This is a genomic window from Variovorax sp. YR216 (assembly GCF_900107745.1).
GTDB lineage: Bacteria > Pseudomonadota > Gammaproteobacteria > Burkholderiales > Burkholderiaceae_C > Variovorax.
Window position 1 is genome coordinate 307,357 of sequence record NZ_FNRO01000004.1, and the last position, 11,197, is coordinate 318,553.

The 11,197-nt window shown below is 67.1% G+C and carries 13 protein-coding genes; 6 read left to right on the top strand and 7 right to left on the bottom strand.

Features of this window, described 5'->3' with window-relative positions; all coding sequences use genetic code 11:
- Positions 1-9 precede the first annotated feature (9 nt).
- From BLW05_RS14760 to BLW05_RS14770, 3 genes are read right to left on the bottom strand one after another with little or no spacing between them, the layout of a single operon-like run.
- Positions 10-939: a threonine/serine dehydratase gene (locus tag BLW05_RS14760; protein ID WP_256330336.1), complete on the bottom strand. Its 930-nt coding sequence runs from the start codon at positions 937-939 to the stop codon at positions 10-12.
- A gap of 29 nt (positions 940-968) precedes the next feature.
- Positions 969-1,934: a 4-hydroxy-3-methylbut-2-enyl diphosphate reductase gene (ispH, locus tag BLW05_RS14765; protein WP_093163626.1), complete on the bottom strand. Its 966-nt coding sequence runs from the start codon at positions 1,932-1,934 to the stop codon at positions 969-971.
- The gene (locus BLW05_RS14770; protein ID WP_093163628.1) at positions 1,931-2,389 is read right to left on the bottom strand and encodes an FKBP-type peptidyl-prolyl cis-trans isomerase; all 459 of its coding nucleotides are present in this window, start codon (positions 2,387-2,389) and stop codon (positions 1,931-1,933) included. Before BLW05_RS14770 ends, ispH begins: the two co-directional genes overlap by 4 nt.
- Positions 2,390-2,454: 65 nt before the next feature.
- Here BLW05_RS14770 and radC point away from each other — a divergent pair, with 65 nt between their 5' ends.
- From radC to BLW05_RS14790, 4 genes are all read left to right on the top strand, one after another.
- Positions 2,455-3,132, top strand: a complete 678-nt coding sequence (gene radC, locus BLW05_RS14775) for a RadC family protein (RefSeq protein WP_093163629.1) — start codon at positions 2,455-2,457, stop codon at positions 3,130-3,132.
- Positions 3,133-3,297: 165 nt separating this feature from the next.
- Positions 3,298-4,032, top strand: a complete 735-nt coding sequence (locus BLW05_RS14780) for a response regulator transcription factor (protein WP_256330313.1) — start codon at positions 3,298-3,300, stop codon at positions 4,030-4,032.
- Positions 3,942-5,888, top strand: coding sequence for a sensor histidine kinase (locus tag BLW05_RS14785; protein WP_093163630.1), 1,947 nt, complete (start codon positions 3,942-3,944; stop codon positions 5,886-5,888). Before BLW05_RS14780 ends, BLW05_RS14785 begins: the two co-directional genes overlap by 91 nt.
- A gap of 23 nt (positions 5,889-5,911) precedes the next feature.
- Positions 5,912-6,574 (top strand): Smr/MutS family protein, encoded by a 663-nt coding sequence (locus BLW05_RS14790; protein WP_093163632.1) that lies wholly within the window; start codon positions 5,912-5,914, stop codon positions 6,572-6,574.
- An 11-nt stretch (positions 6,575-6,585) separates the two neighbouring features.
- Here the strand turns inward: BLW05_RS14790 and BLW05_RS14795 are convergent, their stop codons facing one another.
- A complete protein-coding gene (locus BLW05_RS14795) occupies positions 6,586-7,005 on the bottom strand; it encodes a group II truncated hemoglobin (RefSeq protein ID WP_093164063.1) in 420 nt (139 codons plus the stop codon).
- Between the two features lie 48 nt (positions 7,006-7,053).
- Here BLW05_RS14795 and BLW05_RS14800 point away from each other — a divergent pair, with 48 nt between their 5' ends.
- Positions 7,054-8,073: an isopenicillin N synthase family dioxygenase gene (locus BLW05_RS14800; RefSeq protein WP_256330314.1), complete on the top strand. Its 1,020-nt coding sequence runs from the start codon at positions 7,054-7,056 to the stop codon at positions 8,071-8,073.
- A gap of 105 nt (positions 8,074-8,178) precedes the next feature.
- On the top strand, positions 8,179-9,426 hold the full coding sequence (locus tag BLW05_RS14805) for a D-alanyl-D-alanine carboxypeptidase family protein (protein WP_093163635.1): 1,248 nt from the start codon (positions 8,179-8,181) through the stop codon (positions 9,424-9,426).
- 180 nt (positions 9,427-9,606) lie between these two features.
- Here BLW05_RS14805 and BLW05_RS14810 read toward each other — a convergent pair whose 3' ends face one another.
- From BLW05_RS14810 to BLW05_RS14820, 3 genes are all read right to left on the bottom strand, one after another.
- Entirely contained in the window at positions 9,607-9,969 is a 363-nt protein-coding gene (locus BLW05_RS14810; protein WP_093163637.1) for a HepT-like ribonuclease domain-containing protein, read from the bottom strand.
- The gene (locus BLW05_RS14815) at positions 9,966-10,256 is read right to left on the bottom strand and encodes a nucleotidyltransferase family protein (protein WP_093164065.1); all 291 of its coding nucleotides are present in this window, start codon (positions 10,254-10,256) and stop codon (positions 9,966-9,968) included. Before BLW05_RS14815 ends, BLW05_RS14810 begins: the two co-directional genes overlap by 4 nt.
- A gap of 379 nt (positions 10,257-10,635) precedes the next feature.
- Entirely contained in the window at positions 10,636-11,193 is a 558-nt protein-coding gene (locus tag BLW05_RS14820) for a GNAT family N-acetyltransferase (protein ID WP_093163638.1), read from the bottom strand.
- Positions 11,194-11,197: the final 4 nt, after the last annotated feature.

Genomic DNA, 11,197 nt, shown 5'->3' on the forward strand with positions numbered 1-11,197 from the left:
GCCAGCCCTTCAGGCGAGCGTGGCGGGATCCACGTTCGCGCCGCAGACGATGAGGCAAAGCTTCTCGCCGTCGCGCGGAACATAGGTGCCGCTCTGCAGCGCCGCCAGCGGCAGCGCTGCAGCCGGTTCGACGGCGAGCTTCAGTTCCTTCCAAAGCCAGAGCTGCGCCGAGCGGATCGCTTCGTCCGTCAGCAGCAGCGCTTCGGGCATATGGCGCTGGGCGATGTCCCACGCAATGCTCCCGATGCGCCGCGCGCCGAGCGAGTCGGCCGCGATGCCGCCGACTTCGACATCCACCGGCTCGCCGGCCCTGCGCGCCTCGAACAACGTCGGCGCACGCTCGGGCTCCAGCGCCACCACGCGGGCGCGTGCCTCGAACCACGCGGCCAGGCCGCCGATCAGACCGCCACCGCCGACGCTGACAAGCACCGAATCCGGCGTGCCGCCCTGCTGTTCGATCTCGAGCCCCAACGTGCCGGCACCTGCAACGACTTCGGGCTGGTCATAGGCGTGCGTCAGCAACGCGCCCGTCTCGCGCTGTCGCTCGAGGCACGCGGCCAATGCATCGGCGTACGCATCGCCGCCGACCACCACCTGCGCACCCAGCGAACGAAGCCGCGCACGCTTGGCCTCGGAAGACACATTCGGCAGGAAGACTTCGCAATGCACCCCGAGCGCCTGCGCCGCAGCCGCCGTCGCGATGCCTGCATTGCCGCCCGAAGCGACGATCACGCCACTGGCCGGAATGTCATGGGCCAGCAGCCGGTTCATCATGCCCCGTGCCTTGAAGCTGCCGCTGATCTGAAGCTGCTCCAGCTTCAACCAGACCTCGGCATTGCGAGCCGCGAGACCCAGCGCGGCGCCCTCAAGCTTCCAGAGCGGCGTCTCGCGCAGGAATCCCGGTGCGCGTTCGCGCGCACGCTTGGCCGCCGCCTCGATGTCCCCGCGCCAGTCGACCGCGCCGCCTGTCACGAGATATGCCCCGGCGCAGGAATGTCTTCGAGCTTGAGCCCCTTGGGCAGCGGGAACTTGAGCGTCTCCTGGATGCCGTTCATCTTGCGCACCGACACCGCACCGAGCGCCTTGATCCGATCGATCACCTCGCGCACCAGCACCTCCGGCGCCGAAGCGCCCGCCGTCAGGCCGACTCGGGACTTGCCTTCGAACCACTCGGGCCGGAGTTCCGAGGCCGAATCGACCATGTAGCTCTCGGTCCCCAGACGCTGCGCCAGTTCGCGCAGGCGGTTGCTGTTGGAACTGGTGGGGCTGCCGACGACGATCACGAGATCCACTTGCGGACTGAGCAGCTTCACCGCGTCCTGGCGGTTCTGCGTCGCATAGCAGATGTCCTGCTGCTTGGGCTCGCGCACCTTGGGGAAGCGCGCGCGCACCGCGGCGGAAATCTCGGCTGCATCGTCGACCGACAGCGTGGTCTGCGTGACAACTGCCAGCTTCTCCGTCTGCGAAGGCGCCACGCGCGCGACGTCTTCCACGTCCTCCACCAGATGGATGCCGCTGGAGAGCTGGCCCATCGTGCCTTCGACTTCCGGATGTCCCTTGTGGCCGATCATGATGAACTCGTAGCCTTCCTTGGCCAGCTTCGCCACCTCGACGTGGACCTTGGTCACCAGCGGGCAGGTGGCATCGAAGATCTCGAAGCCGCGCGCACGCGCTTCGGCCTGCACCGCCTTGCTGACGCCATGCGCGCTGAACACCAGCGTCGCACCCGGCGGCACTTCGCCGAGGTCCTCGATGAAGACCGCGCCCTTGGCCTTGAGCTCGTTGACCACGAAGGTGTTGTGAACGATCTCGTGGCGCACGTAGATCGGCGCGCCGAACTTCGCGATGGCGCGTTCGACGATCTCGATCGCGCGATCCACGCCCGCGCAGAAGCCGCGCGGCTCTGCCAGGATGACTTCTTCGACCCGGCTCACAGCACGCCGATCAGCTTGACCTCGAAGGTCACCGGCTGACCTGCGAGCGGATGGTTGAAATCGAAGCGCACCGCGGTCTCGTTCGACTCGATCACCGCGCCGGCGTAGCTGCCAGTGCCGTCCGGCGTCGGGAACTGCACCACGTCGCCGACCGCGTACTGCTCGTCCGGATCGCCCATCTGCGCAAGCAGCTTGCGCGCGACCCACTGCTGCATGTCGGGATTGCGTTCGCCGAAGGCCGCACCGGCCGGCAATTCGAAGGTGGCGTGCGTGCCCTCCTCCAGGCCGATCAGCCGCTGCTCGACCGCGGGCGAAAGCTCCCCGGTGCCCAGTGACAGCGTGGCGGGCTTGTCGTTGAAGGTGTTGATGATGTCGCCCGCAGGACCGGCAAGGCGGTAGTGCAGGGTGAGGAAGGAACCGGCCGTGACGACGGCGGGCTGGGTGTTCGAAGACAAGGTGGGAGGCCGCTATAGACTGAAGGGCGTATTTTAGGGAGAGGGGCCACGACCCCGTGCAAGCCATGTCATTCAAGGACCTGATCGAGGAATCGCGGCCGCGCGAGAAGCTCATGGAATTCGGTGCCGGCGCGCTCGCCGACGCGGAGCTGGTGGCCCTGCTGCTGCGCACCGGCATCCGGGGCAAGAACGTGCTGCAGCTGGCGCAGGAGCTCCTCGAAGCGTTCGGCGGCATCTCCGGGCTGCTGCATGCGGGGCTCGACGATCTCAAGCGAATCAAGGGCCTCGGCGGCACGGCCAAGCGCGCGGAGCTCGCCGCCGTTCTCGAACTGGCTCGACGCGCCATGGCCGAGGGCCTGAAGGAGAGCCCGGTGTTCGATACCCCGGAAGCCGTGAAGCAATACCTGCAGCTTCATCTCTCGGCCAAGCCGCACGAGGTCTTGGCGGCGCTCTTCCTGGACGCGCGGCATCGCCTGATTGCGATGGAGGAGCTTTTCCGCGGCACGCTGACGCAGACCAGCGTCTACCCGCGCGAGGTGGTGGTCCGATCGCTGCACCATGGCGCCGCCGCGGTGGTGCTGGCCCACAACCACCCGAGCGGTTGCACCGAACCCTCGCGCGCCGACGAGTTGTTGACCCAGACGCTCAGGAGCGCCCTCGCGATCGTCGACGTGCGGGTGCTCGACCACATGGTCGTCGGCCGCGGCCACACGCTCTCGATGGCCGAGCGCGGGCTGATCTGACCAGCCGTCGATCGAGAACTTCTTCGCGAAGCTCACAGGATTCCGGGATGGCAACTCGCAGAAATCTGCAAAAGTTCGCCCGACCTGATCCCGAGCCTGCCGCTCTGCATTGCTCGGCGTCGGGGCGTCGAAGTCGAGCAGGGCACGGCCTGCTCGAAGTAGGCGGTGAACACGGTCCGCGCGGTTGCGACAGAATGCCTGATTCACCATGACAAGCCGGGACTGATTGTGGAAGACATCCTGATCGTCGACGACGACCACGCCGTCCGCGAGCGCCTGGAGCGCGTGGCCGCCGCGGCCGCGCCCCGCGCGCGTTGCGCGATGGCCGGGTCGCTCGCCGAAGCGCGCGAGCGGCTCGCCAGCACGAAGTACGACCTCGCCCTCCTCGACGTCGGCCTGCCCGACGGCAGCGGGCTCGACCTGCTGCCGTGGATGCAGGCCCACACCCCCGAGGTCGATGCGGTGGTGGTCTCCAGCCTGGGCGACGACGCCACCGTGCTGCAGGCGATCCGCGGCGGCGCGGTGGGCTACCTGCTGAAGAACGGCAGCGACACCGAGCTCGAACTCTCCCTCGGCAGCATGCAGCGCGGCGGTGCACCGATCGATCCGGTGATCGCCCGCCGCATCCTCAAGCTCATGGCCGCGCCGAAGCCGACATCAACGGCACTTGCTACCATCGCCCACGCGCCGGTTCCGGCGGCAACCGCTGAACTGAGCGAGCGCGAGATGGATGTGCTGCGACTGGTCGCACAGGGCCACAGCAATCGCGAGATCGCCCAAAGCCTGACTCTGTCGATCAACACCGTCGAATGCCACGCCAAGAACATCTACCGCAAGCTCGCCGTGCGGTCCCGTTCCGGCGCGGTGTACAGCGCACGGGCGCAAGGCCTGCTGCCCTGATCTTCCGGGCGGGCGCGCTCTTCGCGTGGCTCGCGCTCCTGACTTTCTTCCTCCTGCCCTCGCCTGCCGCCGCGCAGGCGCCACGGCTGCAGGTCGAGGCCGCGCGCTCCGCATGGGACGCCGGATCGCCGCCCGCCGAAGGTTGGACGCCGGTCACGCTGCCCGACAGCTGGACCACCCGCTGGCCCGGCTTCGACGGCGTCGTCTGGTATCGCCTGCGATGGAACGAATCCGCGATCGGGGTTCCGCCGAACCCGGTCGGCCTGATGATCGAATACATCAACATGGCCGGCGCGGTGTACCTCAACGGCAGCCTCATCGGAAGCGACAGCAGCCTCGTCGAACCGCTCTCGCGCTCGTGGAACCTGCCGCGCTACTGGACGCTTGACGCCCCGCTGCTGCGCCCCGGCGCCAACGAACTGCTGGTGCGCGTCTCGGGCCTCGCGCCCTACCAGCCGTCGCTCGGCGCCGTGACGATCGGCGAGCCGCATGCGGTGCGCGCGCTGTACCGCGAGGCCAACTTCACGCGCCGCACGATGCAGATGCTCGGCATCGGCCTCACGCTCGGCATGGGCGTGCTCTACGGCATGTTCTGGCTCTTCCGGCGCAAGGAAGTGCCCTATGGCTGGTTCAGCCTGTTCTCGCTGCTGTGGGTGCTCTATTCGTACAACAACGTCGCGCTCGGCCCGTGGCCGTTCGACAGCACCGAAGCCTTCCAGCGGCTCAATCATCTGGCGATGTTCGCGAGCGCGGGATGCTTCCTCATGTTCGCGCTGACCTACAGCGAGATCGCGAACAGGAAGGCGCATCGCGCGGTGTTCGTCTTCATGACCGCCGGGCTTGCGACGCTCGTGCTTTCGCCGTCGTCGGTGCAGGAACCGCTGCGCGATGCCACGGTGCTGGTGACGCTGGCCACCTACTTCGTCGGCATCGCACTGATCATGCGCAACGCCATCGAGTCGCGGCGCATGGAGGCGGCGGTCCTCTCGCTGTGCCTGCTGGTCCCGGTGGCCGCCGGCGTGCACGACACACTGGTGTTCTTCGAATGGCTGCCCACCGGCATCTACTACGCCCCGATGTCGGCGAGCGCAACGATGCTGGGCATCGCCTTCACGCTGACATGGCGCATGGTCAAGGGCATGCGGCTGGTCGAGCACTTCAACGTCGAACTCCAGCAGCGCGTCGCGCAGGCCAAGCACGAGCTCGGCGACGTCATGCGTCGGCAGCACGAGACGGAGCTGGAGCAGACACGCCTCGCCGAGCGCCTGAGCCTGGTGCGCGATCTGCACGACGGCCTGGGCATGACCCTGAGCAGCCACATCAATACGCTCGGCAATCGAGGAGATGCGCGGGACGGCATCGCGCTCTGGGCGCTGCGCGAGGTCAACGACGACCTGCGCCTGATCATCGAAAGCTCCACCTTCGACGACACCGACGACCTCGCGGAGCGCCTGGCGCCGCTGCGCCACCGCTGCACACGACTGCTGGAAGCGGCGGACATCGAATGCCGCTGGATCCTCGAAGGACTGCAGGGCTGCAGGCTGGGCGGCAAGCGCGGGCTCGACTTCCTGCGCGTGGTGCAGGAGGGGCTCGCGAACGTCATCAAGCACAGCAACGCGACGCAGGTCAGCGTGCACATCGAAGCCCGTCAGGGGGAACTGGTTTTGTCGATCCGCGACAATGGCCGAGGCTTTGTGTACGAATCGGCTGCGCCCGCCGGCACCCTCGCCGGCATGGGCCTCGGCAACATGCAGGCGCGTGCGTCGCGGCTCGGCGGCACGCTGGAGATCCATTCCGGCACCACGGGCACCGCGGTGACGCTGCGCTGCCCGATCGATGTCAGCATGGCCGTCTGAGTGATTTCTCCCGCCCCGCACGCATGCCCGCCAAACCCAGGAACCTGAAGAGCCTCGCCGACCTCAAGGACGTGCAGCGCTCGCTTGCCCAGCAGCGCGAACGCGAAGCCGCCGAGGCGATCGCCCGCGCCGCAGCCGAGAAGAAGCGCGCCGCCGAGCAGGACCTCTTCGCACGCGCCGTCGGCGCCACCCAGCCTTTGCGGCGCAAGGCCGCGGTGCACCTCGCGCCCGAACCACCCGCGCCGATCCCGGTGCAGCAGCAACTCGACGAACAGCGCGTGCTGCGCGAATCGCTTTCCGACGAGTTCGATGTCACCACGCTGCTCGACGCCGACGACGCGATGAGCTTCCGCCGCCCCGGCATCAACACCGACGTGACGCGCAAGCTGCGCGCGGGCGAGTGGACCATCCAGCGCCAGATCGACCTGCACGGCATGCGCAGCGACGAGGCGCGCGAGGCGCTCGGCGCCTTCATCCGCGATGCCTACAAGCAGGGTCTGCGCTGCGTGCGCGTGGTGCACGGCAAGGGCCTGGGCTCCCCGGGCCGCCAGCCGGTGCTCAAGGCCAAGGTGCAGCGCTGGCTGATCCAGAAGAACGAGACGCTGGCCTTCGTGCAGGCCAAGCCGGCCGAAGGCGGCGCGGGCGCGCTGGTGGTGCTGCTGGCGCCGTCGCGGCGGAATACCTAGCGCCGTAGCCCTTATCCGTTGCGGTTGCGCATCCAGTCCGCGGTCTGGAAGAACGACCCGCGCAGGCGCTCGCGCAAAGCCTCCGGCACACCGGTCTCGCCCATCGCCTGGTCCATGCAGGCGAGCCACTCGTCGCGCTCCTTGATGCCGATGGTGTGGCCGCCGATGCTCTGTGGCAGATGCCGCGCCCGGAGCATCGGGTGGCCGAAGCGATCGGTGTAGTGCTGCGGGCCGCCGAGCCATCCGCAAAGGAACCAGAAGAGCCGCTGGCGCGCGTTGTCCAGCGAGGTGCCGTGCACCGCGCGCAGGCGGGCGTAGGCAGGCTCCAGGTCCATCAGATCGTAGAAGCGCTCCACCAGCGCGTGGACTTTTTCCTCGCCGCCGATCCATTCGAAGGGCGTGTCGAAGGGCGGTTTTTCCTGAATTTGCATGGGCGACATTGTCCCAAGGACTTGCGGCACCATCGCGGGATGCGTGATTTGACCCTTTCCCCTGGCGGCAGCCCCCTGCCGGTCATCGACGTGTCCGGGCTCGCCACCGGTGGCGCGGCCCGCGACGACGTGGCGGCACGGATCGGCGCCGCGTGCCGCGCCCATGGCTTCTTCTACGTCGTCGGCCATGGCGTGGACGCAGCGCTGGTGAGGCGCCTCGAAGACCTGAGCCGCCGCTTCTTCGCCGAGGACGAAGCGACCAAGATGCGCTGGCGCATGGCGCTCGGCGGCCGGGCGTGGCGCGGCTACTTCCCCCTCGCGGGCGAACTGACCTCGGGCCGGCCGGACTGGAAGGAAGGGCTGTACCTCGGCACCGAACTGCCCGAGGACCACCCGCTGGTGCGCGCACGCACGCCGGTGCACGGGCCGAACCTGTTTCCCGAGATCGCGGGCATGCGCGAAACCATCCTCGCCTACATGGACGCGGTCACGCAACTCGGACACCGGCTCATGGAAGGCATCGCGCAGAGCCTGGGTTTGCCCACCGATTACTTCGCCCGGCGCTATACCGCGGACCCGCTGATCCTCTTCCGCATCTTCAACTACCCGACGCAGCCCGTGCCGGAGGGCATGGACGTGCACTGGGGCGTCGGCGAGCACACCGACTACGGCCTGCTCACGATCCTGCATCAGGACGACGTCGGCGGCCTGCAGGTGCGCACGCCCGAAGGCTGGATCGAGGCGCCGCCTGTCGCAAACTCTTTCGTCTGCAACATCGGCGACATGCTCGACCGCATGACCGGCGGGCTCTACAAGTCGACGCCGCACCGCGTGACGCGCAACACGTCGGGGCGCGATCGGCTTTCGTTCCCGCTGTTCTTCGACCCCAACTTCGAGGCCCGCGTGCAGCGCATCGAAGGCCTGGCCGGCGCGCAGGCGCTGGACGACAGCGCCCTGCGCTGGGACCGCGCGAACGTGCACGCCTTCAGCGGCAAGTACGGCGACTACCTGCTGGCAAAAGTCTCGAAAGTGTTTCCGCAGCTTCGGGACGAGGTGCTGTCGAACTGAACTCCCGCTCCAATCTTCGATCCTTCATGCGCGATCGAAGTCGGCGTTCGCATTCGATCCGCGACAATCGCGTTCTGCCTCCTGCGTCCTGCCTCCTGAATTCCCATGCAATCCAAGACTTTCTCCATCCTCCCCCTCGCCTTCGCCATCGCCGCCGGCGCCCTGGTTCCCAGTTCGGCATCCTTCGCGGCCCCCCCTCACACTGCCAAGCATGCAGCTCCCAAGAAGCCCGCGGCGGCCGAAGCGCCTGCCCCGGCGGCGGCCCCTGGGCAAACCGCCGTGGCAGGCGGTGCGCCGGCGCTCGCCGCCAAGGCATGGCTGCTGATGGACTTCGACTCCGGCGAAGTGCTCGCGTCATCCAACCCCGACGAACCGCTGCCGCCGGCGTCGCTGACCAAGATGATGACCAGCTTCCTGGTCGAACAGGCACTTCGCTCGGGCAAGCTCAAGAAGGACGACCTGGTCACGGTCAGCCAGAACGCCTGGTGCCGCGGCTCGAGCACCGAGTCGTGCATGTACCTGCCGCTGAACAGCCAGGCCACGGTGATCGACATCCTGCGCGGCATCATCATCCAGTCGGGCAACGACGCGTCCAAGGCGATCGCCGAGCACATGGCCGGCTCCGAAGAGGGCTTCGCCAAGCTCATGAATGCCGAAGCCAAGCGCCTCGGGATGACCAACACGAATTTCGTGAACGCGACGGGCCTGCCCGACCCGGCCCACAAGGCGTCTGCACGGGACCTCGCGATCCTGGCGCGCGCGATCATCCGCGACAGTTCCGACTACTACCCGATCTACGCAGAGCGCGAGTTCAAGTACAACAACATCAAGCAGGGCAATCGCAATGCGCTGCTCTACACCGATCCGACGGTCGACGGCCTGAAGACCGGCCACACACAGGACGCGGGCTACTGCCTCGTCACTTCTTCCAAGCGCAACGGCATGCGCCTGATCACGGTGATCCTCAACACCAACAGCGCGCAGGCGCGTGCCGACCAGACGCGCCAGCTCCTCGGATGGGGCTACAGCAACTTCGAGAAGGCCACCCCCATCCAGCCGAACACGGTCGTCACGACGGCCAAGGTGAGCTTCGGCAAGGCCGACACCGTCGCCGCGGGCCTGGGCTCGCCATGGACGTTGACCGTGCCGCGCGGCCAGCAAGTGCAGACCTCAGTGGAAGTCAAGCCCGACCTGCAGGCGCCGGTGGCCAAGGGTGCGGTGATCGGCAAGGTGATCGCGACCTCGAACGGCAAGCCGGTCGGAGAAACGCCGCTGATCGCGCAGGCCGATGTGGAACGCTCGGGCCTGATGCTGCGCACGTGGCAGCACGTGGCCAAGTTGTTCGGCAAGTGAGCGATGGCGGCGCGCGGCGCGCCGTGATTGCGCGTGCCGCCGCGAGCTTTTTCGCTCAACCGAGACCCGACTGCGCTTTCGGCGGCGCCTTCTGTATGCAGGAATCGGCCGGCGCCGGCATTTCGAGCCGCTTCTCTCGCCACGAGCGGTCGGACACGCATCGCCCGTGGGCGGTACGCACTAATTCACCTTGAAGGTTGCGCGCACCCCCGTGACCTGCGCGTGAAGTTCTGGCAGGTCGCGCTGAGTGGTCTTCCACACGATCTCCAGATCCACTTTGTCATAGCCGTGCGAGACCCGATTTCGCATGGTGTACATGACCTGCCAAGGAACGTCGTGGTGCTGCGCGGCGAACGCCGGGGCCACTCGGAGAATGTTGTTCGATGCCTCGCCGATGATTTCGATGTTGCGGATCACGGCGTCCTGAACCAATTCGCTGTTCAGAAAGGCCGCCTCGTCCATGTTCGCCGTGTAGCGGTTAATGCGCTCGAGGGCCCTCAGGATGTGGTCAAGATAATCCGGGACGCGCAAAGCCTTGGTCATACCCGCACCGCCTCAGAGAGAACTCGACTGCGAAAAGCGTCAGGCAATGCCTTGGGCGTTAGCACATCAACCGACACGCCGAGAAGGCGTTGAAGTTCCACCTGTATCGCGGCAACGTCCATCAGCGTCGTCTCCGGCGTCGGGTCGATAAGGATGTCGAGGTCGCTGCCCTCCATATCCTCGCCGCGCAGCACAGAGCCAAACACCCGAGCGTTGCTGGCGCGGTGAGACTCGACCACGTGCCGAATTGCGGCCCGGTTCGAGGCCAATGCTTCAGAGGGCTTCATGTCCGTTTTCTCACAACAAAGTCCGGATTCATCGTAACGCAACGTCGCCAACCGACACTCGCCGATCGAGCGATCGTGAAAAACGTACACCGTAGCGGTGTCTTGGTGGTCATCGCCAACGGGCTCAAACGTCCCTCCGATCCTCAACGCCTCGGGCGCTCCATTGCAGTCGTCGACGCGCTGAAACCCCGCTTGGCGAAGAACTCAGGGGCGCCTTCTCGTCCGGCCCGAAGCACCCATGTGATGTCCGGTTCAGACCCGATAAGACTCTCGCGAATCGCCAGCCGGAGTGCAGACTTTATGGACTCATCCCGAAAAGGGAACAACCAGACGAGTCCGCATTCGCAAGCGAAGCCATCCGGTGCCGGAGACGCCGCCCCTACGCCTCATCAAGCCACGCCTCTCGCGTCAGCCGATAGAGCGTATGCAAGCGAAGCGGATGCCCCACAGCAATGCGCGGGTGTTCAAAGGTCCCGTCCGCAGCCATCCCGAGGCGCTTCATGACCGCCTCCGAGGGCAGGTTCCGCGCAGCCGTGAACGACACGATCTCCGGGAGAGCAAGACGCTCGAAGCCCACTCTCAAGGCCCCGCGCGCGGCCTCGGTCGCATAGCCGCGCCCCCAGAACGCGCGCGCCAGCCGCCATCCGACCTCGACGCACGGCGAGCACGGCAGGTCGGGCCTTGGAACACTCAGCCCGACGAAGCCGATGAAGGCGCCGCTCGCGCGCTCCTCCATCGCCCAGAGGTCCCATCCGCGTTCATCGAAGCCGGCCTCGATGCGATCGACCAAGGCATCGCTTTCGGCGCGCGAGAGCGGCGCCGGGAAGAACGCCATCACGCGCGGATCGGCGTTCAGCGCCGCGAAGGGCTCGCGGTCGCCGTCGCGCCACCGCCGGGCGCGCAGGCGCTCGGTCTCGAATTCGATGCACGCGACCATCGAA

Coding starts and splice junctions, on each gene's coding strand:
- BLW05_RS14805 (WP_093163635.1), top strand. CDS start 8,179: ATGCAATCCAAGACTTTCTCCATCCTCCCCCTCGCCTTCGCCATCGCC.
- BLW05_RS14815 (WP_093164065.1), bottom strand. CDS start 10,256: ATGAAGCCCTCTGAAGCATTGGCCTCGAACCGGGCCGCAATTCGGCAC.
- radC (WP_093163629.1), top strand. CDS start 2,455: ATGTCATTCAAGGACCTGATCGAGGAATCGCGGCCGCGCGAGAAGCTC.
- BLW05_RS14785 (WP_093163630.1), top strand. CDS start 3,942: ATGCCACGCCAAGAACATCTACCGCAAGCTCGCCGTGCGGTCCCGTTC.
- BLW05_RS14790 (WP_093163632.1), top strand. CDS start 5,912: ATGCCCGCCAAACCCAGGAACCTGAAGAGCCTCGCCGACCTCAAGGAC.
- BLW05_RS14820 (WP_093163638.1), bottom strand. CDS start 11,193: ATGGTCGCGTGCATCGAATTCGAGACCGAGCGCCTGCGCGCCCGGCGG.
- BLW05_RS14795 (WP_093164063.1), bottom strand. CDS start 7,005: ATGCAAATTCAGGAAAAACCGCCCTTCGACACGCCCTTCGAATGGATC.
- BLW05_RS14810 (WP_093163637.1), bottom strand. CDS start 9,969: ATGACCAAGGCTTTGCGCGTCCCGGATTATCTTGACCACATCCTGAGG.